The organism is Terrabacter lapilli (genome assembly GCF_039531305.1).
GTDB classification, from domain to species: Bacteria; Actinomycetota; Actinomycetes; order Actinomycetales; family Dermatophilaceae; genus Terrabacter; species Terrabacter lapilli.
Genome location: NZ_BAAAPU010000011.1, coordinates 389,181 through 411,921, shown reverse-complemented (window position 1 = coordinate 411,921; position 22,741 = coordinate 389,181). Strand labels below are relative to the sequence as shown.

Genomic DNA, 22,741 nt, shown 5'->3' with positions numbered 1-22,741 from the left:
CAAGGCGTGGATCCCGTTCCCTGGCGTGAGGCGTGGCACCGGGCGCTGTATGCCGCCGGGTCGGGTTTCTACGTCACGCGCGGGGGCCCCGCGGCCCACTTCACGACCGCGGCGCACGGTCCGACGGGGGCCGCCCTGGCTCGAGCCCTGCTGCGGCTGTGGCTGCGCGACCACGGGCACCTGCCGGCCGTCGTCGTCGACGTCGGCGCCGGCCGCGGCGAGCTGGCCTCCCACCTCGTCGCCGCGCTCGCCGAGCTGACGCAGCCCGAGTCGAGGTATGCGGTCGCGCCCGGGCGCGAGGAACCACCTCCACCCAGCCCGATCTCTGACAAGACGAGGTATGCCGTCGCGCCCAGCCGCGAGGAACCACCTCCACCCAGTAAGAACCTCCGCACCCGGGTCGTGGCGGTCGACGTCGTGGACCGGCCGGAGGGCCTCGACGAGCGGGTCGAGTGGCTGCGCTCGCCCGGCGGCGAGTCCCTTCCCACCGCGCTGACCGGCCTGCACGACGCCCTCGTCGTCGCCCACGAGTGGCTCGACGTCGTGCCCTGCACCGTGGGGCAGGTCGATGCGAGCGGCACGGTCCGCACCGTCCTCGTCGACCCGGAATCGGGCGCCGAGTCGTTGGGCGCGACCCTGCCCGCCGACGAGCAGGAGTGGGTCCAGGAGCACTGGCCGCGGGGCCGTCCCGGTGACCGCGTCGAGGTCGGTCTCGCGCGCGACCGGGCCTGGGCGGACCTCGTCTCCCGGGTCGACTCCGGCACGCTGGTGGCCGTCGACTACGGCCACACGGCTGCGGATCGCCCGAGCGGTGGGACGCTCACGGCATACGCCCTCGGGCAGCAGCGCACGCCGGTGCCCGACGGCTCCTGCGACGTGACGGCGCACGTCGCGATGGACAGCCTCGACGCCGACGAGGTGCTCACGCAGCGGGAGGCGCTGCAGGCGCTGGGAGTGACGGGCGCGACGCCACCGCACGCGCTCGCGCAGACCGAGCCGCTGGCCTACCTGGCGGCGCTCGAACGGGCCGGCGCGGAGGCGCGCCTGCTCGACCGCGAGGGCTTCGGGGGCTTCTGGTGGGCCGTGAAGCAGGTCCCGGGTCACCCCGTAGCCTGAGAGGTATGCGTCGTCTGGCCTCCGCCCTGCTCGCCCTCGGACTGCTTGTGGCGGTGCCGACGACCGCCCTCGCCCACGACGTCCTGGAGCAGACCGACCCGGCCGACGGGACGAGCATCACGCAGCTGCCCAAGGAGGTGACGCTGACCTTCTCGGAGGCGCCGCTGTCGATCGGGTCGCAGGTCGTCGTCACCGGTCCGTCGGGACCCGTCTCGAGCGGCCCCCCGACGACGGACGGCCGCACCGTCACGCAGGCCCTGCTGCTGACGGCCCCTGCCGGCGACTACACCGTCTCCTACCGCGTGACCTCCGACGACGGCCACCCGGTGACGGGCACGTTCTCCTTCCACGCGGCCATCGGCCTGGACGGGTCGAAGGCCGCGGCCGGCGCGCCGGTGCACGTCAAGCCGGTCACCGGCAGCGAGGACGCGCAGAACTCCCTCTTTGTGCCGATCCTGCTCACCGTGGTCACCACGGTCCTGCTGCTCGCGGTCGGCGGCTACCTCGTGCTCCGCAGCCGCGAGGCCGACCGCAACGGCCGCGGCTGACCGTCACCGGCCGCGCGAGCCGGCGTCAGTCCGGATCGGGCAGCGGCTGGTTGAGGAACCAGCGGTGTCCGAACGGGTCGTGGAAGACGGCGAGCCGGCCGATCGGCGGGGTGTCCGCGGGCTCTCGGTCGATGCGAGCCCCACCCTGCTCCACCCGCCGGCAGAGGACGTCGACGTCGTCGACCGTGAGGTGCAGCGTCACGGGGTTGCCGCGCCGGTCGTCCGGCGGCGCCACGCCCACCTCGTCGAACGGGTCGGACATCATCCACCGCGCACCCTCGCGGGCAACCTCGCAGTGCCCGACCCGTCCGTCGTCCATGACGATCGGCGGGACCGTCAGCTCGGCGCCCAGGTGCTCGCGATACCAGTCGATCGCGGCCCTCGAGTCGGGCACACAGAGGTACGGCGTCAGCTCGCTCATGCGATCCCCCTCTCGTCACCCGCGCCGGGACCACCCCGGCGCGGTCCCTCGAGTCTCGGGCACGCGCTCGACCACCAGGTGCTCGTAGCCGCGCAGGACGAAGGTGGGGCGTCGCCGGGACTCGACGACCCGCACCGCCCCGAGCCGCCGCAGCAGCGCGCGCACCGAGATCTGCAGCTCCATCCGCGCGAGGGGCGCCCCGAGGCAGAAGTGGATGCCGGCGCCGAAGGCGAGGTGCGGGCTGGGCTCGCGCGCGGCGTCGAACCGGTCGGGGTCGGCGAAGACCGCGGGGTCCCGGTTGGCGGCGCCGAGGAGCGCCGCAACCTTCTGGCCCTCGCGGACGGTGACCCCGTGCAGCTCGACGTCGGTCGTGGCGGTGCGCTCGAAGAGGTGCAGCGGCGAGTCGTGCCGGAGCATCTCCTCGACCAGGCGCGCGACCGCCGCGTCGTCGTCGAGCGAGCCGAGGACCGCCTCGAGCTGAGCAGGGTCGGCGATCAGCGAGGCCAGTCCGTTGCCGAAGCCGTTGACGCTCGCCTCGTGACCCGCGTTCAGCAGCAGCACCACCGTCGCGACGAGCTCGCGCCGTGAGAGCCGGTCGCCGCCGTCGCGCTCCTCGACGAGGGCAGTGAGCAGGTCGTCGCCGGGCCGCGCCGCCCGCTCGGCCGAGAGTGCCTCGACGTACGAGGCGAACTCGTCACAGGCACGCTGCGCCTCCGGCTGGGCCTCGACCGACGGGGCGACCTCGTACATCCGCACGATCGCCTGGGACCAGTCACGCAGCCGCTTCCAGTCCGACGCCGGCACCCCGAGCAGCTCGCAGATGACGAGGACCGGCAACGGCTCGGCGTAGGCCTCGATGACGTCGAACCGCCCGCCGTCGATGCGCGCGGCCGCGCCCGTCAGCAGCTCGTCCGCGATCTCCTCGACGCGCGGGCGCAGGCGCTCGATGTGGCCGCGGTTGAAGGCACCCGCGACGAGGCGGCGCAGGCGCGTGTGCTTCGGCGGCTCAGAGTCGAGGATCGAGTCGGCGTGCAGCCAGTCGAAGACGGTCCACGGGTCGTCGTCGGACGCTCCCCGTGGCCGGAAGATGCGCCCGAGGCGCCGGTCGCGCAGCACGTCGTTGGCGGCCGCGTGCGTCGTCGTCAACCACAGTCCGAGCCCCTCGTGCCACACGATCGGGGCGACCTCACGGGCCTGCGCCAGCACCGGGTAGGGGTCGGCGACGAACGCCGGGTCGAACAGGTCGAAGGTCGCGTGCGGGGCCGTCATCGAGCTCACGCGTCCAACTGTGCCGCACGGGGTGGGACCAGCGGGAGGAGGGCCGGGCAGCCGCCCGGGAGGAGGCACACGGCATACCCACGCCGTCCGGGTCGTAGGCTCGGGCGCATGACGGAGACCACCGCCTCGTCGCCCACGCGCCAGGCCCTGACGGTCGGCGTCGGCGCCGGCGGCCTCGCGACCGCCGACATGGTGCTCAACATCGGCCCGCAGCACCCCGCCACGCACGGCGTCCTGCGGCTGCGGATCGTCGTCGACGGCGAGCGGATCGTCAGCGCCGAGCCCATCATCGGCTACATGCACCGCGGGGCCGAGAAGCTCTTCGAGGTCCGTGACTACCGCCAGATCATCGTCCTCGCCAACCGCCACGACTGGCTCAGCGCCTTCTCCAACGAGCTCGGCGTGGTGCTCGGCGTCGAGCACATGCTCGGCATGGAGGTGCCCGAGCGGGCCGTCTGGGCGCGCACCGCCCTGGCCGAGCTCAACCGGGTGCTCAACCACCTGATGTTCCTCGGCTCGTATCCGCTCGAACTCGGCGCGATCACCCCGGTCTTCCACGCGTTCCGCGAGCGCGAGGAGCTGCAGGCGGTCATGGAGGAGGTCTCCGGCGGCCGGATGCACTACATGTTCAACCGCGTGGGCGGCCTCAAGGAGGACCTGCCGGCCGGCTGGATGGGCCGCGTCGACAAGGCGATCGCCAACGTGCGCAAGCGGCTCCCCGCCCTCGAGCGGCTCATCGTCGGCAACGAGATCCTCGAGGCGCGCACGCGTGGAGTGGGGGTGCTCCCCCGCGGGACCGTCGAGGCGTACGGCGTCTCCGGGCCCATCGCGCGCGCCAGCGGGCTCGACGTCGACCTGCGACGCGACGCGCCCTACCTCGCCTACGGCGAGCTCTTCACCGACAAGGGCCCGGGGCGCGTCGTGACCCGGACCGCCGGCGACTGCCTCGCCCGCCTGGAGGTGCTCCTCGAGCAGGTGCACGTCTCCCTCGACGTCGCGCAGGCGTGCCTCGACCGGCTCGTACAGCTGCCGCAGGGCCCCATCAACGTCAAGCTGCCCAAGGTGCTCAAGGTCCCCGAGGGGGAGATCTACTCCGCCACCGAGAACCCGCTCGGCTTCAACGGCTACTACCTCGTCTCGCGCGGGGAGAAGACGCCGTGGCGCCTGAAGCTGCGCTCCGCGTCCTTCAACAACATCAGCGTGATGTCCGAGATGCTGCCGGGGCAGCTGATCTCCGACATGGTCGCGATCCTCGGGTCGATGTTCTTCGTCGTCGGGGACGTCGACAAGTGAGGGGTCGTATGCCGCCCCGCCGGGTCTCGCGCGAGAACCTCCTGCGCGGCGTCGCCGTCGCCGTCATCACCGCCGCGATCACGCTCGCGGCCGCCTGCTCCGACGAGGACACCGTCGACACCGTGCCGCCGCCGTGGCCGACCCGCACGACGACCCCGGACGGGCCGCCGAAGCCGCCGGCCGTGCCCACGACGACGACGGGCTCGCGGGCTACGTCGACGGCGACCGTGACCGGCACCACCTGAGCGGGTCAGTACGCCGGGACGCCGAGGATCCGGGGCCGTCCCGAGACGACGTCGATGACCGGCCGGGAGCCCAGCGGCCGCGCCAGCTGCAGCCGGGCGCTCCTGGACTCGTAGCTCGCCGGGCATGCCGTGTCCTGCGGGTCCGGCTGCGAGGTGCCGCCGACGACGACCATGTCGTCGAGCTCGACGACATGGGCGGCCAGGTCGACGTCGCACGCACCGCCGCCGATCCCGACCTCGACCGTCGAGCCGCTCACGGCGATCAGCCGGTCGGCCTGGTGGACGAGGGGTGCCGTCTCGGGCAGGCCCGGAAGCGGCTGGACCGACCCGGGCACGTGCCACTCCAGCACACCGTCCGCGACGGCGATGACCGAGATCGGGTGCGAGAGACCGTCGATCGTCAGCCGCCAGACGGGGAGCCGCACCTCACCCGTGCTCGTCCGGACCGGCGCATCGCCGCGCACCGCCCGGGTGACCACGAGCCGGCAGGAGACGGCCGGGACGCCGTCGCAGCTGCCGGGGGCATCGGAGTCCGCGCGCAGGGCCCGGTCGAGCGCCTCGCGGGGACCGATGACGCCCACGGACCGGGTGGCCCGCCCCGAGGTCATCGGGCCGGTCACGGTCCCGGTCGTGTGGGTCGGGACCCCCGGGGCCAGGTCGACCTTGCGAGCGTTCCAGGCGATCTTCTGCTCGTCGGTGTCGAACCCGAGGTCCAGGGCCCAGCCCGACAGGAGCACCGGAACCGCGGGCGCCGTGGGCACCCCGGCCCGACGGACAGCGTCGGCCACGACCGCCGCACGGCCGGCGAAGTCCGGCGGCGCCGGCCTGACAGGTGCGACCGGTGCGACCGGTGCGACGACCCCGTTCTGGCCCGGCACGTCCGTGGCGTCGGGCGCGCCGGTGACGCCCCCTTCGAGGACGTCCGTCACCGCTCCACCCGGCAGGCCGGGCGACGGCGCCGACGTGCCGCACGCCGCGAGCAGTCCCGTTGCCGCGAGCAGGAGCGCCGCGGCCTCGACAGACGCACGGGGCCGGCGCCGTCGGTGCCCGTCGTCCCAGGGATGAACCGACCCGGCGGGTGCCCCCTGTGGCTGCATGTCCCTGATGACACCACGCCACGGAGGTTCGTTGCGCCAGAACGGGCGTCAGCTGTGGTCGGAGCCGTTCTCGTCCTCGTCGTCGCGCGGGCGCAGGCGGCACCAGCTCTGCACGACCATGCCGGCGACGGCCAGCAGCAGCGCGATCACGGCGTGCACGGCGAACGCCCAGATCCGGGCCAGCTGCGAGTCCACGTCCGCGTCGGGCAGCAGCACGAGGACGTTGGCGACGTACCAGCCGACGAGGACCGACCCCGTCAGCGCGCCGGCCTGCCCGAGGACGAGGGTGCGCGCGGCGCGCAGCGGCGTGATGACGGGGTTCGGGTGCCCGTCGCGGACCTTGCGCACCTGCCACCCCCCGATGAGCAGCGCGGCGCCGAGGAAGAGCATGGCGACGCCGCCGATCCAGCCGGGGTCGGGCACGGCGCTGCCGCCGGAGGACAGCAAGCGCAGCAGCAGCCAGGCGATCACCATCATGGCGGCCGCAGCGAGCAGGAGCGTCGTCACCCGGATGCCGGCGTGGGGTTTCACGGCTGCTCCCATTCGGGACCGGGCCGCACGCCCGATCGGTCGAGGTCGGTCAGGACGTCGGCCACGGGGCGTATGCCGCCGTCCCCGGGCCCCATCCGCAGCGTCGCCTCCGGGTCGGCGTCGCTCCACGGCACCAGGACGAAGGCGCGCTCGTGGGCCCGCGGGTGCGGCAGCAGGAGCGCGGGGTCGTCGCTGACGACCTCGCGGCTGCCGCCGGGAGTGCCGTACTGGAGGAGGTCGAGGTCGAGGGTCCTTGCGCCCCAACGAACCTCGCGGGTGCGCCCGTGGTCGGCCTCGATGTGGTGCAGGGCCGCGAGCAGCTCTGCCGGAGGCTGCGTGGCCCGGCCGACGGCGACGGCGTTGAGGTAGGGCGGCTGCTCCGGGCCGCCCACGGGGTCGGTCTCGACGAGGGACGACACTGCCATCACGGTGAGCCCGGGCAGCTCCCGCAGTGCCTGCACCGCAGCGCCGAGGGTCTGTCCGCGGTCGCCGAGGTTGGACCCGAGTGCGATGGCCACGTGGGCGGCGTTCGCCCGCTGCACGGACACCTGCACGTCGGTGAAGGGCTGCCCCACCGGGGCCTCGGGCTTGTGGACGACCACCTCGACGGACTCCACGAGGTCGTGGCGCAGCACGTCGTCGGCGATGACCTCGGCGAGGCGCTCGATGAGGTCGAACGACGGGCCGGTGATCCGGGCGACGACGGCGTCGGCGACCTCGGCGTAGTTGACGGTCGCGCCCAGGTCGTCGGAGCGCCCGGCTCGCTCGAGGTCGCACCACATCGTGACGTCGACGAGGAAGGGCTGCCCGTCGCGCTTCTCGAAGTCGAGCACCCCGTGGTGCCCGCGCGCCGAGACGCCGTGCAGGGCGATGCGGTCGGCGGCCATCAGCCGTGGTCCTCCTCGAGGTCGTCGGGCGCATGGTCGAGGGCGGCCTGCACCACCGAGAGGGCACGGACGGTGGAGGCGACGTCGTGGACGCGCACGCACCACAGTCCCGCCATGGCGGCCATGACGGAGGTCGCCGTGGTCTCGACGTCACGGTCGGCGGCGGGACGGGGCGCCTCGCCCTCGCCGCGCCCGAGGCGACCGAGGAACGTCTTGCGGGAGGCGCCGAGCAGGACGGGCTGGCCGAGGTCGTGCAGCACCGGCAGGGCCGCCATCAGCGCCCAGTTGTGGTCGGCGTTCTTGGCGAAGCCGAGGCCCGGGTCGAGCACGAGCGCCTCGGGCTCGATGCCGGCCTCAAGGAGCTCGTCCCGGCGCCGCGTCAGCTCGTGCAGCACGTCGGTGACGACGTCGTCGTAGACCGCGCGGGACTGCATCGAGGTGCTGTGGCCGCGCCAGTGCATCGCGATGAACGGCAGGCGGCTCGCGGCCGCCCACGGCACCATCTCGGGGTCGGCGAGGCCGCCGGACACGTCGTTGACGATGGTGGCGCCGGAGTCGACCGCCGCCCGGGCGACCGAGGCGCGCATGGTGTCGATGGACACGACGGCGCCGTCGGCGGCGAGGGCCTCGACCACCGGGACGACGCGGCGCAGCTCCTCCTCGACGGAGGGGCGACCGGCGCCCGGGCGGGTGGACTCGCCGCCCACGTCGACGATGTCGGCGCCCGCGGCGAGCACGTCACGACCGTGCGCGACGGCGGCGTCGTGCTCGAACCACTCACCGCCGTCGGAGAAGGAGTCGGGGGTGACGTTGACGACGCCCATGACGAGGGTGCGGTCCTGCACCCCGAGCAGAGTCATCGCATCGGGTCGAGCGTCGGGTCGGACGTCCGATCGGGCGTGTGGTCGGGCGTCGGTGCTGCCGGCATCGGGACGGCTGGGGTCGGCGGCGGGCGCGTTCATGGGCGTCATTGTGTCGTCGCCGGAGTGTGGCTTGCTGCTGTGGAGGGGCCGCTCGCCGTCACTTGTTGCCCTCGAGCATCAGCGCCATCGCCTCCGCTCGAGTCGCCGCGTCGCGCAGCTGGCCGCGCACGGCGGAGGTGATGGTGCTCGCTCCCGGCTTGCGGATGCCACGCATCGACATGCACAGGTGCTCGGCCTGGACCACCACGATCACGCCCTGCACGTCGAGGTGCTCGACGAGGGCGTCGGCGATCTGGGTGGTCAGGCGCTCCTGGACCTGGGGGCGGCGGGCGAAGACCTCGACGAGCCGGGCCAGCTTCGACAGCCCCGTGACGCGGCCGTCCTTGCTCGGGATGTAGCCGACGTGGGCCACGCCGTGGAAGGGCACGAGGTGGTGCTCGCAGGTGCTGTAGACCTCGATGTCGCGCACGATGACGAGCTCTTGGTGGTCGATCTCGAAGGTCGTGCCGAGCACGTCGGCCGCCGTCATGTCGAGGCCGGCGTAGATCTCGGAGAAGGACCGGGCGACCCGGGCCGGGGTGTCGAGCAGCCCCTCACGCTTCGGGTCCTCGCCGATGGCCAGCAGGAGCTCGCGCACCGCCGCCTCGGCGCGCGCCGTGTCGATCGCCACGTCAGCTCTTCTCGTCGGGGTTGACGCGACCGTCCTCCGGCACCTCGATGACCTGCTCGGCCGGGTGCTCCTCGGCGAGCGGGTGAGCCCCGACCGCCGCGGCCTCGTCGATCCTGCCCTCGATCACCTTGTCGGCCGGCACGGGCGGCGGCAGGTGGCCGTTCTGGCCGTTGGAGCCGTTGAGGGCCGCCCTCTCGGCGGGGGTCAGCACCGGCGGCCGGTCGCTGAGCTGGCGGGTCTGCGAGGACAGCCACGTCGGCCGCTGCGGCGTCTTGGTGACCGACGCGAAGAGCTGGGCGAGCTCGTGGGCGTTGAGCGTCTCCTTCTCGAGCAGCTCGAGGACGAGCTGGTCCAGCAGGTCGCGGTTGGCGTTGAGCGCGTGGTACGCCTCGTCGTGGGCCGCGTCGATGAGGCTGCGGACCTCCTCGTCGACGACGCGGGCGATCTCCTCGGAGTAGTCGCGCTGGTGGCCCATGTCGCGGCCGAGGAAGACCTCGCCGTTGCTCTGGCCGAGCTTGATCGCGCCGACGCGCGCGGACATGCCGTACTCGGTGACCATCTTGCGGGCCATGCCGGTGGCCTTCTCGATGTCGTTGCTGGCCCCGGTCGTCGGCTCGTGGAAGACGATCTCCTCGGCGACGCGGCCACCGAGGGCGTATGCGAGCTGGTCGAGGATCTCGTTGCGCGTCGTGGAGTACTTGTCGTCGATCGGCATGACCATCGTGTAGCCGAGGGCCCGGCCGCGCGGCAGGATCGTCACCTTGGTGACGGGGTCGGTGTGGTTGAGCGCCGCGGCGACGAGGGCGTGGCCACCCTCGTGGTAGGCGGTGATCTTGCGCTCCTTGGCCGACATGATGCGCGTGCGCTTCTGTGGGCCGGCGATGACGCGGTCGATGGCCTCGTCCAGCGCCGGGTTGTCGATGACCTTCTTGTCGCTGCGCGCGGTCAGCAGCGCGGCCTCGTTGAGCACGTTGGCCAGGTCGGCGCCGGTGAAGCCGGGGGTCCGGCGGGCGACGGCGAGCAGGTCGACGTCGGCGGCCATCGGCTTGCCCTGGGCGTGCACCTCGAGGATGCGGTGGCGGCCGATCATGTCGGGCGCGTCGACGGCGATCTGGCGGTCGAAGCGGCCCGGGCGCAGCAGGGCCGGGTCGAGGATGTCGGGGCGGTTGGTCGCCGCGATGAGGATGACGTTGGTCTTGACGTCGAAGCCGTCCATCTCGACGAGCAGCTGGTTGAGCGTCTGCTCGCGCTCGTCGTGGCCGCCGCCCATGCCGGCGCCGCGGTGGCGGCCGACGGCGTCGATCTCGTCGACGAAGACGATGGCGGGCGCGTTGGCCTTGGCCTGCTCGAAGAGGTCGCGGACGCGGCTGGCGCCGACACCGACGAACATCTCGACGAAGTCCGAGCCGGAGATCGAGTAGAAGGGGACGCCCGCCTCACCGGCGACCGCGCGGGCCAGCAGCGTCTTGCCGGTACCGGGCTGGCCGTAGAGCAGCACGCCCTTGGGGATCTTGGCACCGACCGCGAGGAACTTGGCCGGCTCCTGGAGGAACTCCTTGATCTCCTGGAGCTCCTCGATGGCCTCGTCGCAGCCGGCGACGTCGGCGAAGGTGACCTTCGGGGTGTCCTTGGTGGCGAGCTTGGCGCGCGACTTGCCGAACTGCATGACCCGGTTGCCGCCGCCCTGCATCTGGCCCATGAGGAACCAGAAGAGGCCGAGGATCAGGATGACCGGCAGCACCGAGAAGAGGAAGGAGCCGAACCAGCTCGGCTGGTCGATCTGGTCGTTGACGCCCTTGGGCGGCGCCTTGGCGTTGAGCGCCTGCACGACCTGGCCGCCGCGAGCGTCGACGTAGTACGCGTACACCGTCTTGGCGTCCTTCACGGAGCCGTCGGGCGAGGTGTAGGGCGTCTTGAGCGTCAGCTCCATGCGCTCGTTGTTGAGCAGCTTGGCCGACTCCACGTTGCCGTCGTTGATCTGCGTCATCGCGGCCGAGGTGTCGATCCGGGGCGGCCCGGACTCCGAGAACATCATGCCGAAGACGAGCGCGCTGATGAGGACCAAGATCCACAACAGTGGGGTGCGCAGAATCCGCTTAGCGTCCATGTACGTGCGAGGCCGTCGGCCCCGGTCCTCCTGCTCGTCCGGTGAGTTGGTCCACCGGCACAACGTCCGGGGGACTTCCAGTGTTCCGCATGCGGCAGGCCGGTGACCAACCTGCCCGTCCAGAGTTGCGTACCCGCCGCTGTCGAGGAAGTGGCTGCGGCCGCCCGCGCATGCCGGGGCCCGGCTCAGGCGGTCGCCGCGCGCAGGGCCTCGAGGACGCGGCGGTCGATGCCGTCGGGGGTCAGGCGCGCCTCGTAGTTGGCGTTGCCGGCCCAGTCGGCCAGCGCCGTGGAGAGGTCACCGTCGGGGAAGCCGGCGCGGGCGAGGCGCTCGCGCACCTCGTCGCCGAGCTCGCCCTCGAGCGGCTGGACGTCCTCGGGCCTGCCGAAGTACATCTCCCACTCGGCGAGCAGCCGGCCGAGCTCGGTCACGGGGTCGGCGTGGTCGTCGACGCGCAGGTCGGCGAGCACCCCGCAGCCGTCGTAGCCCGAGCCCGGCTCGACGGCATACAGTGCAGCGCTCTGGCGCCCGCGCGAGTCGCCGCCGGCGGCGTCACCGGCCACGAGCGCGGCGAGCAGGCGCTGGGCGAGCGGCCGGCCGGCCGACTCGCGCCACGCGCGCTCCATGGCCTCGATGACCTCGGGGCCCGTGAGGATGTTGCCCTGGATGGCGTATGCCGTGTCGCCCTCCTCGCGCGCGACGCCACCGGCCCAGGCGTTGCACTCGGCGCCGGTGAAGGTGGCGGCCGTGCCGGCGCCGACGACGCCGACCTGGCGCGTCTCGCGGCCCTCGTCGAGAGCCGTGGCCGCGGCGAGCGCCTCCTCGCCCCCCTCCCCTGCCGCCAGCCGGGCCAGCAGCTCGTCGCGGTAGGCGAACCGGGCGAAGGACTGCGTCGCCACGGCGCCGACGCCGCTGCGGGCGTCGGGGACGACCGCCCCGACGGCGAGGAACTTGCTGGCGACGGCGACGCCGTAGGCCTCACCCTGGCGCGCGACGATCGAGAAGGTCATGCGGCGGTCTCCTGCTCAGGCGTAGACGTGCGGTGCGAGGGTGCCGACGCACCGCAGGTTGCGGTACTTCTCGGCGTAGTCGAGGCCGTAGCCGACGACGAACTCGTTGGGGATGTCGAAGCCGACGTACTTGACCGGGATGTCGACCTTGACGACGTCGGGCTTGCGCAGCAGCGTGCAGATCTCGACCGAGGCCGGGCTGCGCGACTCGAGGTTGGACTTGATCCACGACAGGGTCAGGCCGGAGTCGATGATGTCCTCGACGATGAGCACGTGGCGGCCGCTGATGTCGGTGTCGAGGTCCTTGAGGATGCGCACGACACCCGAGCTCTTGGTGCCCGAGCCGTACGACGAGACGGCCATCCAGTCCATCGGCGCGGTGCCGGGCAGGGCGCGCATGAGGTCGGCCATGACGACGACGGCGCCCTTGAGGACCCCGACGAGCAGGAACTCCCTGCCCTCGTAGTCCTTCCAGATCTCCTCGGCGAGCTCGGCGAGCCGGGCCTTGATCTGCTCCTCGGTGAGCAGGACCTTGGCCAGGTCTTCTCCCATGTGCTCGTGGTCCACGAAGGCTCCTCGATGTAGCGGTTGGGGGTCGTGCGGGGCGGCACCATTCAACCGCACCGCCCGGACGTGCCGTCAGGCGTGGGGCGCGAGGTGCGAGCGCTCGCCAGGCGGTCGAGGGGTTCAGGCGGGGGCGGTCTGGCGCAGGGGGCTGAACACGATGGCTCCGCCGGTGCGGGCGACGGCGATGCCACCCGGGACGTGGAGCGGCCCCTGGCCGTGCCACGAGGTCAGCAGGGCATCGAGCGACTCCACGTGGGCGGCGCTCACGTCGGCGAGCGGCGCGCCGGCCTCGGCGGCCAGCAGCCGCCAGACGCGGGTGCGGATCGCCCGGGGCAGCGCCGCGAGGGCATCGAGCTCGACACCCTCGCCGCTCGGGCCGGCGGGCAGGTCGGCCCGGGCCCGGATGGCGAGGCTCTCGAGGTAGTCGGCGTCCTCGCGCAGCAGGTCGGCGCTGCGGGCCAGGGCCGCCGCGAAGCCCGGCCCGAGCTCCGACTCGAGCGTCGCGAGCAGGCGCCGGGCGCGCACCCGCCGGAACGAGTCGTCGCTGTTGTGCGGGTCGACCCAGGGCTCGATGCCGTAGGCCGCGCAGGCGGCGAGGGTCGTGGCGCGCGGGAGGGCGAGGAGCGGGCGCACGAAGCGGTCGCGGCGTACCGGCATACCGCTGAGGGAGCGCGCACCCGACCCGCGGGACAGGCCGAGCAGCACCTGCTCGGCCTGGTCGTCGCGGGTGTGGCCGATGAGCACGAGGAAGGCATCGAGCCGGTCCGCGACCGCCTCGAGGGCGGCGTAGCGCGCGGAGCGGGCGTCGGCCTCGACCCCGGCTCCGGTCGTGCGGACGTCGGCGCGCACCACCTCGACGGGGTCGAGCCGCAGGTCGCGGCACAGCGTCGCGGCCTCCTCGGCGACCTCGGCCGAGCCGTCCTGCAGGCCGTGGTCGACGACGACGGCGCCGGCGCGGACGCCCGAGCGCGGCGCCTCGAAGGCGAGGGCGGCCGCGAGCGCCACCGAGTCGGGGCCGCCCGAGCACGCGACGAGGACGAGCGCGCCCTCCGGGACGTCGGCCAGGTGCTCGCGTACGGCCAGACGGGTGGCGGCCACGGCGGGGTCGGGTCCGGGCATGTCTGTGGGGCCCCGCATCAGCCGTGGACCCGGCGCACCCACGCCTGCGGGTCGAGGATCTCGGCAGCCTGCGGCAGGGTCTCGGGCGAGGACCACACGGCGTTGAAGCCGTCGCGCCCGACCCGGTCGGTCACGGCGCGGACGAAGACCGCCCCGTCGCGGTACTGCCGCATCTTGGCCTCGAGGCCGAGCAGCTTGCGCAGCAGGCGGTCGACGCCGACCGCGCTGTTGCGGCGCTGGTCGAACTTGCGGCGGATCTCGCCGACGGTGGGGATCACGCGCGGCCCCACGTCGTCCATGACGACGTCGGCGTGGCCCTCGAGCAGCGACATGACGGCGGTGAGCTCGGCGATCTGCGCCTTCTGCTCGGGGGTGGCGAACAGCTGCGCGACCCCCTCACCGGAGCTGAGCACTCCGGGGAGGTTCCTCGTCAGCTGCTCGAAGCGCCTCGAGAGGTCCTCCGGTGTGGGCGCGAGGTCGACGGCGAGGGCCTGCGTGCGCGAGACCATGTGCTCGCGCAGCCACGGGACGGCGGTGAACTGGACCCGGTGGGTCTCCTCGTGCATCGCCACCCACCGACGGAAGTCCGTGGGGTCGACCTCCAGCCGGCGCTCGGTGGCCACGATGTTGGGCGCGACGAGCAGCAGGCGCGGGGTGCCGTTGGGCGCGAGGTCGTACTGGCCGAGGACCTTGGACGAGAGGAAGGCGAGCAGCGCCCCCATCTCGGCGCCGGTCACCTTGCCGCCGACGAGCGCGGCCGTGGCGTTGGTGGGCGACTTGCGGGCCGCGTTGAGCTTGTCGACAACGGGGTCGAGCATCGAGCGGAAGGAGTCGACGTTGGCGCTGATCCAGCCCGGCCGGTCGACGACGAGGGGCGCGGGCGCGTCCGCGGGGGCCCGCAGGTCGCTCGTCTCGGCCACGGGGGCGACGGCCGAGGCGGCCGCCTCGCGCAGGTCGGCGACGATCGACGCGGCCTCGTCGCTGGAGACCTGCGGGCCCGGGTTGACGATCGCGCGGCCCGTCCGCTTGGCGAACTCGTAGTCGACGGAGGCGGCCGGCGCCCCTCCCGAGCGGTCCGGGCGGTCAGCGCCCTGGGGAGTCGGGATGGTGCTGTCTGTCATGCCAGGCCTTTCCGTGCCGTGACGATGCGCTCCGAGCGGCTCACCGGACCGTCAGCGACAGCCGCACGAGGCGATCGCCGCTACGAACCGGTCCAACGCCGCCCGCGCCTCGTTGGTTCCTGCCCCCGCGACCATACCCACGAAGACGAGCAGCCTCCCACTGTCGTCGACCACGCTCCCGGCCAGCGCGTTCGCGCCCGTCAGGGTGCCGGTCTTGGCCCGGGCGCGGCCGGCCGCGTCGTGGTTCGCGCCGGAGAGCCGGTCGGCCATGGTCCCGGTCAGCCCGCCGATCGGGAGGCCGTCCAGCGCCTGCCGCAGCACGGGGTGCCGGCCGTCGTAGCCGAGGACGAGCACGTCGGAGAGCAGGTCGGCGCGGACGCGGTTCTCGCGGGAGAGCCCGCTGGCGTCCGACAGGGTCACGCCGCGCGTGTCGAGCCCGAGCGCGGCCACCTGCGACACGACCCAGGCGCCGACCCGGTCGAACGCCGTCCCGGCCCCCGAGCGGTATGCCGCCTGGCGGGCGAGGATCTCGGTGAGCGCGTTGTCGCTGTCGGTGAGTGCCAGCGCCAGCTGCTCGCGCACCGGTGCCGACTCCACGCTGCCGAGCACCGACCCGGGGCCGCTCGTCGGGACGGCCGACGCCCCGGCCGTGCCGTTCGGCGACATGCTCTGCGCGGCGCTGGGCGAAGGGCCGCTCGAGGTGCCCGAGCCGTCGGTGGGCGACGTCGGCGCCTTCGCCGCCGGCCGGCTGGGTGTCGGCATGGGTGAGCCCGACACCCCGGGGGCGGGGCCGCGCGGGGCCAGTCGCACCGTGACGCCCATCGCCCCGAGCTGCCGGGCGAAGGCGGCGCGTACGGCGGCCACCGGGTCGGCCGGTCCGGGCGCACCGCCGGCGGCCCGCTGGGTCGAGAGGCCGAGCATCGCGACGGCGCCCGTGATGCCGGAGCTGCGGAAGGTCGGGGCCCAGGTGGGGGCGGTGGTCGGCCCGTCGGCATACGTCTCGTCGACGTAGAGCGTGATCGCGCGGGTGCCCTGCGCCTTCAGCCTGGTGGCCACCTGGGCGGCCAGGTCGGCGAGCCCTGCCCGACCGGCGACGGCGAGCGGGTCGCCCTTGCCGGGGCTCAGGAGGGAGTCGCCGCCCGCCACGAGGACGACCTGGTCCGGTCGGTCGCCCTCACGCACCACCGTGCGGAGCGTCTCGTCGGGGGCGAACACCTGGCCGATGGCGGTGGCCGAGAGCAGCTTGGTCGTCGAGGCCGGGATGCGCAGGTCGCTGCCGCGCTGGTCGAGCAGGACCTGGCCGGTCTGCCCGTCCCGGACCACGAGGGCCGAGTCACGCAGCGCGGGCAGGGCGCGGACCGCGGCGAGCGCCTTGGCGACGCCGCCGGTCGAGGGCACCTCGGCCTCGCCCGCGAGCGAGGGCAGCAGCGGGCCCGCCGAGGTCGGCAGGGTCGGCTGCGGCACGAAGGGCAGGGTGCGGGTGGCGACCGTCTCGGTCGGCGGGGGCGGTGGGAGTGGACGCATCGTCAGCACACCGGGCGCAGCGTCCGCGACGTCGAGGACGGCATACCCCAGCAGGACGGTCACGAGTGACCAGCCGAGCGCCCAGAGGTAGTGGCGCCGGCGCGGCGGACCGTCGTGCGTCACTGTCGCCACCCCCGTCCGTCGCCGTCTCGTCGCTGCCTTGCCCTGTTTCGCGCTGGGACCGGCCTTGCTGACACACTGTCGCGAACGATTCTGTCAGCCGCCGCCGAGTGCCCCGGCACCCGAGCGCACCCGAAGAGCCCGAGAAGGGGAAGACGTGGAGTTCGACGTCACCATCGAGATCCCGCGCGGACAGCGCAACAAGTACGAGGTCGACCACGAGACGGGTCGCATCCGCCTCGACCGCTACCTCTTCACGCCGATGGCCTACCCCGCGGACTACGGCTACATCGAGGACTCGCTCGGCGAGGACGGCGACCCGCTGGACGCCCTCGTGCTGCTGCCCGAGCCGGTCTTCCCCGGTGTCCTCGTCGAGGCGCGCCCGATCGGCGTCTTCCACATGACCGACGAGGCCGGCGGCGACGACAAGGTGCTGTGCGTGCCCATCGACCCGCGCAACGCGGACATCCAGGACATCTCCGACGTCAACGAGTTCAAGCTCAAGGAGATCCAGCACTTCTTCGAGCGCTACAAGGACCTCGAGCCCGGCAAGCACGTCGACGGCTCCCACTGGGGCGACCGCGCGGCGGCCGAGAAGATCATCGGCGAGGCCTTCGACCGCGCCAAGGAGCAGGGCACCTCGACCGCCCGGTGGGCGATGCCGAAGGGCCACTGAGCCTCCCCGCGCCCCTGGGCATTCGTTCGTATGCCGTGACGCCGAACCCCCGCTGCCCGATCGGGTGGCGGGGGTTCGCTCGTGTCGGAGGCCATGAGGCGGCACCTGGTGCTGCGCCCGGTGGGGTGATCACCCCACCGGGCGCAGCCCCAGGTGCGTCCTCTCGCCGAGGGAGCGGTCAGCAGGCCTCGGCCGCGTCCGCGGTCGCCACCGCGACGGGCTCGCGGGCCGGCTCCGGCTGCGGCCCCGGCTGCGGCTCCGCGTCGCGCGCCGGCCGCGGCCGCAGGACGAAGGCGGCGACCAGCAGGCCGACGAGGGTGAAGGCCGCCGACGTGCGGAAGGCCGGTTCGACGCCGGGCACGAACTGGCCGGGGACCGACCTCGAGGCGTAGACGCTGACGATCGCGGCCAGGCCGACGGCCCCGCCGAGCTGCTGCGCGGTCTGGAGCAGGCCCGAGACCGTGCCGGCCTGCGAGCGGTCGACGCCGCCGAGGACGACCACGGTGACCGGCATGAAGACCAGGGCCGCCGAGACGCCGTTGAGCACGAGCGCGCCGAGCAGGTGACCGGCATAGGTGGTCGTCGTGGAGATGCCGCTGAGCCACACGAAGCTGGCCGTCAGGCCCAGCGTGCCGACGAGCAGCATGACCCGGGGCCCCACGGTCGCCACGAGGCGGGCGCTGACCCGCGACGTCGCGAAGATGGCGAGGCTGAGGGGCAGGAACGCCGCACCCGTCGCCACGGGGCTGAAGCCGAGGACGAGCTGGAGGTACTGCGTCACGAGGAAGAACGTCGAGAACTGTGCGCCGACGACGAGCGCCATGATCACGAGCGCGCCGGCTCGGGTGCGGTTGCGCACGAGCCCGAGCGGCAGCAGGGGCGAGGCCACGCGGGACTCGGCGCGGACGAAGGCCGCGACCAGGAGCACGCCGAGGGCGAAGGACACGAGCGTCGCCGGCGCGGTCCAGCCGCGGTCGGCAGCACTGATGAAGCCGTAGACGATCCCGACCGAGCCGAGCGTCGCGGTGACGGCGCCGACGACGTCGAAGCGGCCGGGCACCCGAGGCGTCTCGGTGACGAAGCGGCGGGCCAGGACGAGGACGACGGCGCCGATCGGCACGTTGACGAACAGGGTCCAGTGCCAGCTGACGTAGCTGGTCAGGACGCCGCCGAGGAGCAGCCCGATGGAGGCGCCGGCCGAGGAGACGGCGGTGAAGAGGGCCAGGCCGCGGTTGCGGGCGGCCTGGTCGGGCGCGCTCGTGGTGACGAGTGCCAGCACGCTGGGCGCGGCCAGGGCAGCACCGACGCCCTGGAGCGTGCGAGCCGCGACGAGCCAGGCGGGCGAGGTGGCGAGGCCGCCGAGGAGGCTCGCCACGGTGAAGACCGCGAGGCCGATCTCGAAGGTGCGCAGGCGCCCGAACACGTCGCCGAGGCGCCCGCCGAGGAGCAGCAGGCCGCCGAAGGCGAGGGTGTACGCGTTGAGGACCCACGACAGGCCGGCGGGGGTGAACCCGAGGTCGGTGCGGATGTGCGGCAGCGCGACGTTCACGACGGTGCCGTCGAGCACCAGCATGAGCTGGGCGACGAGGACGACACCGAGGCCGATGGCGCCGCGGCGCGCGGCCGGGGAGACCGTCGTCGGTGCGGGGCCGGTGTGCTGGCCCGGGCTGGTGGGCTCGGTGGTGGGGTGGGTGGTGGTCGACATCGGGACCTCAGGCTTCGTCTGGCCCGGCGGCGCCGTGCGGCGCGTCGGCGCCGAGGGGCTCGCGGGCCATGGGGGTGAAGGTGTGGGCGCGCGCACTGCGGGGGTCCGCGTCACGTGGCACGAGGGGCGCACGGTGCGTCGTCGCGAGGTGGGACAGGTGCAGGCGCTGGGCCTGGCGGGTGGGGCGGAGTGTGGTGGACATCGGTGCCGGACTCCTCAAGGAACGTCGGTTGGCGTTAGGATTAACGGAGAGCCACTCCGGTTCTGCCTGACCAACAATACGGAGACAGTCTCCGTTTAGCAAGGGAGTTTGTCGTGACGGCTGCCGACACCGGCAAGGCGACGATCGCATCGTCGCCGGAAACCGCTGCGGCGCAAGGCGATCCGCGCCCCTCATCTCCCGAGGTCGCGCCTTCCGCCGAGGAGTCCAGCGCGGTCAAGCGCCCCATGCGGGCCGATGCCAAGCGGAACTACGACAAGATCCTGGCCACCGCCCGAGTTGTCTTCACCGAGCGCGGCGCCGACTGCTCCCTCGACGAGATCGCCAAGCGGGCCGGCGTCGGCCCCGGCACGCTCTACCGCCACTTCCCCACCCGCGATGCGCTCATCGACGCCCTGATGCAGGACTGGACCGACCGGGTCGCGGCCGACGCGGACGCCGCCATCGCGACCGGCCTGCCGCCACGGGAGATGCTGCTCGGCTGGTTCGAGCACTTCGTCGACCACATCACCCTGCACCGCGGCGCGGCGAGCAAGATCTGTGCAGCCATGGACGACCCCGCCTCCCCCATGTACCGCAAGTGCCGCGTCATGAGCGACGCCAACGCGCGCGTCATCGACCACGTGCAGGCCGACGGCGACCTGCGGCCCGGGGTCGACCCGGCCAACGTCATGCGCCTCGTCAGCGGCGTCGCGAGCGTCGCCGACACGAGCCACACCGCGCTCGACGTGCGACCCATGCTCGAGGTCGTCGTGGACGGGATTGTCCGGGACTGACCCGTCGTTGCACAGGTCATGACTCTCGACCTGCGCATCTTCACCGAGCCCCAGCAGGGCGCCACCTACGACGACCTGCTCCGCGTGGCCCGGGCCACCGAGGACCTCGGCTTCAGCGGCTTCTTCCGCTCCGACCACTACCTCCACATGGGCGGCGACGGAGGGGCCGGGCCGACCGACGCCTGGACCACCCTCGCCGGGCTCGCGCGCGAGACCTCCTCGATCCGACTCGGCACCCTCGTCACCTCCGCGACCTTCCGCCTCCCCGGGCCGCTGGCCATCCAGGTCGCCGGCGTCGACCAGATGAGCGGCGGACGGGTCGAGCTGGGCCTCGGCGCGGGCTGGTTCGAGGCCGAGCACACGGCATACGGCATCCCCTTCCCGCCGCTCGGTGAGCGCTTCGACCGGCTCGAGGAGCAGCTCGAGGTCATCACCGGGCTGTGGGCGACGCCCGCCGGCGCGACGTTCTCCCACGAGGGGCGGCACTACCCCGTCACCGACTCCCCCGCGCTGGCCAAGCCGGTCCAGGACGGTGGCGTGCCGATCATCATCGGCGGTGGGGGCAAGCGCCGCACGCCGGCGCTGGCGGTGCAGTATGCCGCCGAGTTCAACGCCGCCTTCGCCCCGGCTCCCGAGTCGGGCAGGCTCTTCGAGCGGGTCCGCGAGGTCGCCCGCGAGGCGGGCCGCGACCCCGGCACGCTGACGTACTCGGCCGCGCAGGTGGTGTGCGTCGGCAAGGACGAGGCGACCCTGCGCCGTCGCGCCGACGCTATCGGGCGGGACGTGAAGGAGCTGCGCGAGAACGGGCTGGCGGGCTCGGCCGACGAGGTCGTCGACAAGCTCGCGGCGTTCGCACAGGTGGGCACCGAGCGGGTCTACCTGCAGGTCCTCGACCTCTCGGACCTCGACCACCTGGCCGACATCGCCACGGGCGTGCTGTCCCAGCTCACCTAGGCCGTCCCGGCCGCCTGACGAGAGGTGCCCACTCGACGGCCAACACGTCGAGTGGGCACTTTCCTGCGTCCACTGCCGGCTCGACTTGATATGCATAGGTTATCTATGTAACTTGCTCCGGGTGAGCGTTCCATCGACCCTGGGCAACGACCTGCTGCGCTCGGCCGCGCGACTCTCGCGCTGGGCCAGCCGGCACGCGTCGTTCGACGTGCCGTTCGCCCAGGCCCGGCTGCTCGCGCTCCTCGACGAGCTCGGGCCCTCACGGGTCAGCACCCTCGCGGCCGCCGACCACAGCAGCCAGCCCACGATCACCACCCAGCTCCGGCGCCTCGAGGCGTCCGGCTGGGTGACCCGCGCGTCCGACCCCGACGACGCGCGCGCCACGGTGATCTGCCTCACCGACGAGGGCATTGCCGCGATCGAGACCGTGCGCCGCGCCCGGCTGGCCGTCCTGTCCCCCGTCCTCGACCAGCTCGACGACACCGGCCTCGACCGCGTCCGCATCGCGGTCGAGGTCATGAACGAGCTGCTCGCCGCCGCGGCAGACGCCCCCATCCCACACAACACCCGAAAGGACGGATGACCACACCCATGTGGCGCCAACCCAAGACCGTCTGGTCGATCGCCTTTGCCTGCGTGATCTCCTTCATGGGCATCGGCCTCGTCGACCCGATCCTCAAGCCCATCGCCGACGAGCTCGGCGCCGGGCCCTCGCAGGTCTCCCTGCTCTTCACCAGCTACCTGGCCGTCATGGGCGTCGCGATGCTCGGCACCGGCTGGGTCAGCAGCCGCGTCGGCGCCAAGCGGACGCTGCTGCTCGGCCTCGCGCTCATCATCGTGGGCGCGGCCCTTGCCGGCCGTCAGGACACCGTCGGCGGCATCGTCGCCTTCCGCGCGCTGTGGGGCCTCGGCAACGCCCTCTTCATCGCGACGGCCCTGGCCACCATCGTCAATGCCGCGTCCGGCTCGGTGAAGCAGGCCATCATCCTCTACGAGGCCGCGCTCGGAGTCGGCATCGCGACCGGTCCGCTGCTCGGCGGCTGGCTGGGCGGCATCTCGTGGCGCTGGCCGTTCTACGGCGTCGCCGTGCTCATGGCGATCGCCTTCATCGCGACCACCACCACCCTGCCGAAGACGCCGCCGGCCGCCCAGCCGACGTCGATCAGCGCGCCGCTGCGCGCCCTGGGCCACCGCGGGCTGCTCACCGTCGGCATCACCGCGCTGCTCTACAACTTCGGCTTCTTCACCCTGCTGGCCTTCACGCCGTTCCCGCTCGCCATGGGTGCCCACCAGATCGGGTTCATCTTCTTCGGCTGGGGCCTGCTCCTCGCCATCACGTCGGTCTTCGTGGCACCGATGGTGCAGCGCCGGTTCGGCACCATGGCCGGCATCTCCGGCGCGCTGCTGGGCTTCGCCGCGATCCTCGCCGTCATGGCGATCGCGACCGACAACAAGACGGTCCTCATCGTCGGCGTCATCCTCGCGGGCGCGTTCCTCGGCGTGAACAACACGCTGATCACCGAGACGGTCATGAAGATCGCCCCGGTCGAGCGCGGTGTCGCGTCGGCGGCATACTCCTTCGTCCGCTTCAGCGGCGGCGCGATCGCCCCGTGGCTGGCGGGCAACCTCGGTGAGCGCTCGATCCACCTGCCGTTCTGGGTCGGTTCGGCCGCCGTCGTGCTGGCCGTGCTCGTGCTGCTCACGGCCCGCACGATCATCAGTGCCCTGGACGAGGCGCCCGGCCACGGCGCCGAGCCCGTCACCTCGCGCACGGAGGCCGAGGCGCTCACGGTCGGCGACGCCTGACCGGCGCGCTCCACGCGTACGTCGAAC

Annotated in this window: 24 protein-coding genes; 9 read left to right on the top strand and 15 right to left on the bottom strand. The window is 73.1% G+C overall.

Annotated features, from left to right (window positions below):
- The first annotated feature begins 6 nt into the window (after positions 1 to 6).
- Together ABD241_RS19445 and ABD241_RS19440 are read left to right on the top strand one after the other, a co-directional pair.
- The gene (locus tag ABD241_RS19445) at positions 7 to 1,116 is read left to right on the top strand and encodes an SAM-dependent methyltransferase (protein ID WP_344066730.1); all 1,110 of its coding nucleotides are present in this window, start codon (positions 7 to 9) and stop codon (positions 1,114 to 1,116) included.
- 5 nt (positions 1,117 to 1,121) lie between these two features.
- Positions 1,122 to 1,664 carry a copper resistance CopC family protein gene (locus tag ABD241_RS19440; RefSeq protein WP_344066728.1) on the top strand — a complete coding sequence of 181 codons (543 nt, stop codon included), beginning with the start codon at positions 1,122 to 1,124 and terminating at the stop codon, positions 1,662 to 1,664.
- A 25-nt stretch (positions 1,665 to 1,689) separates the two neighbouring features.
- On the opposite strand, the gene ABD241_RS19435 is transcribed toward ABD241_RS19440, so the two are convergent.
- Both ABD241_RS19435 and ABD241_RS19430 read right to left on the bottom strand, forming a co-directional pair.
- Positions 1,690 to 2,085, bottom strand: a complete 396-nt coding sequence (locus ABD241_RS19435) for a VOC family protein (protein WP_344066725.1) — start codon at positions 2,083 to 2,085, stop codon at positions 1,690 to 1,692.
- Positions 2,086 to 2,100: 15 nt separating this feature from the next.
- The gene (locus tag ABD241_RS19430) at positions 2,101 to 3,354 is read right to left on the bottom strand and encodes a cytochrome P450 (RefSeq protein ID WP_344067003.1); all 1,254 of its coding nucleotides are present in this window, start codon (positions 3,352 to 3,354) and stop codon (positions 2,101 to 2,103) included.
- A gap of 117 nt (positions 3,355 to 3,471) precedes the next feature.
- On the opposite strand from ABD241_RS19430, the gene ABD241_RS19425 reads away from it, so the two are divergent.
- Positions 3,472 to 4,656: an NADH-quinone oxidoreductase subunit D gene (locus ABD241_RS19425; RefSeq protein WP_344066722.1), complete on the top strand. Its 1,185-nt coding sequence runs from the start codon at positions 3,472 to 3,474 to the stop codon at positions 4,654 to 4,656.
- Positions 4,657 to 4,664: 8 nt separating this feature from the next.
- Complete coding sequence (locus tag ABD241_RS19420) at positions 4,665 to 4,901, top strand: hypothetical protein (protein WP_344066719.1); 237 nt, start codon at positions 4,665 to 4,667, stop codon at positions 4,899 to 4,901.
- A gap of 5 nt (positions 4,902 to 4,906) precedes the next feature.
- Here ABD241_RS19420 and ABD241_RS19415 read toward each other — a convergent pair whose 3' ends face one another.
- The 11 genes from ABD241_RS19415 to ABD241_RS19365 form a co-directional block, all read right to left on the bottom strand.
- The gene (locus tag ABD241_RS19415; protein ID WP_344066716.1) at positions 4,907 to 5,830 is read right to left on the bottom strand and encodes a hypothetical protein; all 924 of its coding nucleotides are present in this window, start codon (positions 5,828 to 5,830) and stop codon (positions 4,907 to 4,909) included.
- A gap of 216 nt (positions 5,831 to 6,046) precedes the next feature.
- Positions 6,047 to 6,529 (bottom strand): DUF3180 domain-containing protein, encoded by a 483-nt coding sequence (locus ABD241_RS19410; RefSeq protein WP_344066714.1) that lies wholly within the window; start codon positions 6,527 to 6,529, stop codon positions 6,047 to 6,049.
- A complete protein-coding gene (gene folK, locus ABD241_RS19405) occupies positions 6,526 to 7,416 on the bottom strand; it encodes a 2-amino-4-hydroxy-6-hydroxymethyldihydropteridine diphosphokinase (RefSeq protein ID WP_344066711.1) in 891 nt (296 codons plus the stop codon). Before folK ends, ABD241_RS19410 begins: the two co-directional genes overlap by 4 nt.
- Entirely contained in the window at positions 7,416 to 8,276 is an 861-nt protein-coding gene (gene folP, locus ABD241_RS19400; RefSeq protein WP_344067000.1) for a dihydropteroate synthase, read from the bottom strand. Before folP ends, folK begins: the two co-directional genes overlap by 1 nt.
- Before the next feature lie 160 nt (positions 8,277 to 8,436).
- Complete coding sequence (gene folE / locus ABD241_RS19395; protein ID WP_344066708.1) at positions 8,437 to 9,009, bottom strand: GTP cyclohydrolase I FolE; 573 nt, start codon at positions 9,007 to 9,009, stop codon at positions 8,437 to 8,439.
- 1 nt (position 9,010) lies between these two features.
- Positions 9,011 to 11,116 carry an ATP-dependent zinc metalloprotease FtsH gene (gene ftsH / locus ABD241_RS19390; protein ID WP_344066705.1) on the bottom strand — a complete coding sequence of 702 codons (2,106 nt, stop codon included), beginning with the start codon at positions 11,114 to 11,116 and terminating at the stop codon, positions 9,011 to 9,013.
- Between the two features lie 185 nt (positions 11,117 to 11,301).
- Positions 11,302 to 12,126 (bottom strand): DUF1028 domain-containing protein, encoded by an 825-nt coding sequence (locus ABD241_RS19385; protein ID WP_344066702.1) that lies wholly within the window; start codon positions 12,124 to 12,126, stop codon positions 11,302 to 11,304.
- A 15-nt stretch (positions 12,127 to 12,141) separates the two neighbouring features.
- Positions 12,142 to 12,693, bottom strand: a complete 552-nt coding sequence (gene hpt / locus ABD241_RS19380; RefSeq protein ID WP_344066699.1) for a hypoxanthine phosphoribosyltransferase — start codon at positions 12,691 to 12,693, stop codon at positions 12,142 to 12,144.
- A 120-nt stretch (positions 12,694 to 12,813) separates the two neighbouring features.
- Positions 12,814 to 13,812, bottom strand: a complete 999-nt coding sequence (tilS, locus tag ABD241_RS19375; protein ID WP_344066696.1) for a tRNA lysidine(34) synthetase TilS — start codon at positions 13,810 to 13,812, stop codon at positions 12,814 to 12,816.
- A gap of 17 nt (positions 13,813 to 13,829) precedes the next feature.
- On the bottom strand, positions 13,830 to 14,933 hold the full coding sequence (locus ABD241_RS19370; RefSeq protein WP_344066693.1) for a zinc-dependent metalloprotease: 1,104 nt from the start codon (positions 14,931 to 14,933) through the stop codon (positions 13,830 to 13,832).
- Between the two features lie 51 nt (positions 14,934 to 14,984).
- The gene (locus ABD241_RS19365; protein ID WP_344066690.1) at positions 14,985 to 16,580 is read right to left on the bottom strand and encodes a D-alanyl-D-alanine carboxypeptidase/D-alanyl-D-alanine-endopeptidase; all 1,596 of its coding nucleotides are present in this window, start codon (positions 16,578 to 16,580) and stop codon (positions 14,985 to 14,987) included.
- A 154-nt stretch (positions 16,581 to 16,734) separates the two neighbouring features.
- Here ABD241_RS19365 and ABD241_RS19360 point away from each other — a divergent pair, with 154 nt between their 5' ends.
- Complete coding sequence (locus ABD241_RS19360; RefSeq protein ID WP_344066687.1) at positions 16,735 to 17,253, top strand: inorganic diphosphatase; 519 nt, start codon at positions 16,735 to 16,737, stop codon at positions 17,251 to 17,253.
- Positions 17,254 to 17,431: 178 nt separating this feature from the next.
- On the opposite strand, the gene ABD241_RS19355 is transcribed toward ABD241_RS19360, so the two are convergent.
- A complete protein-coding gene (locus ABD241_RS19355) occupies positions 17,432 to 18,958 on the bottom strand; it encodes an MFS transporter (RefSeq protein ID WP_344066684.1) in 1,527 nt (508 codons plus the stop codon).
- 7 nt (positions 18,959 to 18,965) lie between these two features.
- Positions 18,966 to 19,160, bottom strand: a complete 195-nt coding sequence (locus ABD241_RS19350) for a hypothetical protein (protein ID WP_344066682.1) — start codon at positions 19,158 to 19,160, stop codon at positions 18,966 to 18,968.
- Between the two features lie 113 nt (positions 19,161 to 19,273).
- Between ABD241_RS19350 and ABD241_RS19345 the strand changes: the two genes are divergently transcribed.
- The 4 genes from ABD241_RS19345 to ABD241_RS19330 all read left to right on the top strand — a co-directional run bounded on the left by ABD241_RS19345 (position 19,274) and on the right by ABD241_RS19330 (position 22,714).
- A complete protein-coding gene (locus tag ABD241_RS19345) occupies positions 19,274 to 19,954 on the top strand; it encodes a TetR/AcrR family transcriptional regulator (protein WP_344066680.1) in 681 nt (226 codons plus the stop codon).
- Between the two features lie 18 nt (positions 19,955 to 19,972).
- Positions 19,973 to 20,908 (top strand): LLM class F420-dependent oxidoreductase, encoded by a 936-nt coding sequence (locus ABD241_RS19340; protein WP_344066678.1) that lies wholly within the window; start codon positions 19,973 to 19,975, stop codon positions 20,906 to 20,908.
- A gap of 121 nt (positions 20,909 to 21,029) precedes the next feature.
- Entirely contained in the window at positions 21,030 to 21,491 is a 462-nt protein-coding gene (locus tag ABD241_RS19335) for a MarR family winged helix-turn-helix transcriptional regulator (RefSeq protein ID WP_344066676.1), read from the top strand.
- Positions 21,488 to 22,714, top strand: coding sequence for an MFS transporter (locus tag ABD241_RS19330; RefSeq protein WP_344066674.1), 1,227 nt, complete (start codon positions 21,488 to 21,490; stop codon positions 22,712 to 22,714). Before ABD241_RS19335 ends, ABD241_RS19330 begins: the two co-directional genes overlap by 4 nt.
- Positions 22,715 to 22,741: the final 27 nt, after the last annotated feature.

Excerpts from the sequence above, each read along its gene's own strand:
- ABD241_RS19440 (WP_344066728.1), top strand. The coding sequence starts at position 1,122 with ATGCGTCGTCTGGCCTCCGCCCTGCTCGCCCTCGGACTGCTTGTGGCG.
- ABD241_RS19435 (WP_344066725.1), bottom strand. The coding sequence starts at position 2,085 with ATGAGCGAGCTGACGCCGTACCTCTGTGTGCCCGACTCGAGGGCCGCG.
- ABD241_RS19430 (WP_344067003.1), bottom strand. The coding sequence starts at position 3,354 with ATGACGGCCCCGCACGCGACCTTCGACCTGTTCGACCCGGCGTTCGTC.
- ABD241_RS19425 (WP_344066722.1), top strand. The coding sequence starts at position 3,472 with ATGACGGAGACCACCGCCTCGTCGCCCACGCGCCAGGCCCTGACGGTC.
- ABD241_RS19420 (WP_344066719.1), top strand. The coding sequence starts at position 4,665 with ATGCCGCCCCGCCGGGTCTCGCGCGAGAACCTCCTGCGCGGCGTCGCC.
- folK (WP_344066711.1), bottom strand. The coding sequence starts at position 7,416 with ATGGCCGCCGACCGCATCGCCCTGCACGGCGTCTCGGCGCGCGGGCAC.
- folP (WP_344067000.1), bottom strand. The coding sequence starts at position 8,276 with ATGACTCTGCTCGGGGTGCAGGACCGCACCCTCGTCATGGGCGTCGTC.
- ftsH (WP_344066705.1), bottom strand. The coding sequence starts at position 11,116 with ATGGACGCTAAGCGGATTCTGCGCACCCCACTGTTGTGGATCTTGGTC.
- ABD241_RS19385 (WP_344066702.1), bottom strand. The coding sequence starts at position 12,126 with ATGACCTTCTCGATCGTCGCGCGCCAGGGTGAGGCCTACGGCGTCGCC.
- tilS (WP_344066696.1), bottom strand. The coding sequence starts at position 13,812 with ATGCCCGGACCCGACCCCGCCGTGGCCGCCACCCGTCTGGCCGTACGC.
- ABD241_RS19370 (WP_344066693.1), bottom strand. The coding sequence starts at position 14,933 with ATGACAGACAGCACCATCCCGACTCCCCAGGGCGCTGACCGCCCGGAC.
- ABD241_RS19355 (WP_344066684.1), bottom strand. The coding sequence starts at position 18,958 with ATGTCGACCACCACCCACCCCACCACCGAGCCCACCAGCCCGGGCCAG.
- ABD241_RS19350 (WP_344066682.1), bottom strand. The coding sequence starts at position 19,160 with ATGTCCACCACACTCCGCCCCACCCGCCAGGCCCAGCGCCTGCACCTG.
- ABD241_RS19340 (WP_344066678.1), top strand. The coding sequence starts at position 19,973 with ATGACTCTCGACCTGCGCATCTTCACCGAGCCCCAGCAGGGCGCCACC.
- ABD241_RS19330 (WP_344066674.1), top strand. The coding sequence starts at position 21,488 with ATGACCACACCCATGTGGCGCCAACCCAAGACCGTCTGGTCGATCGCC.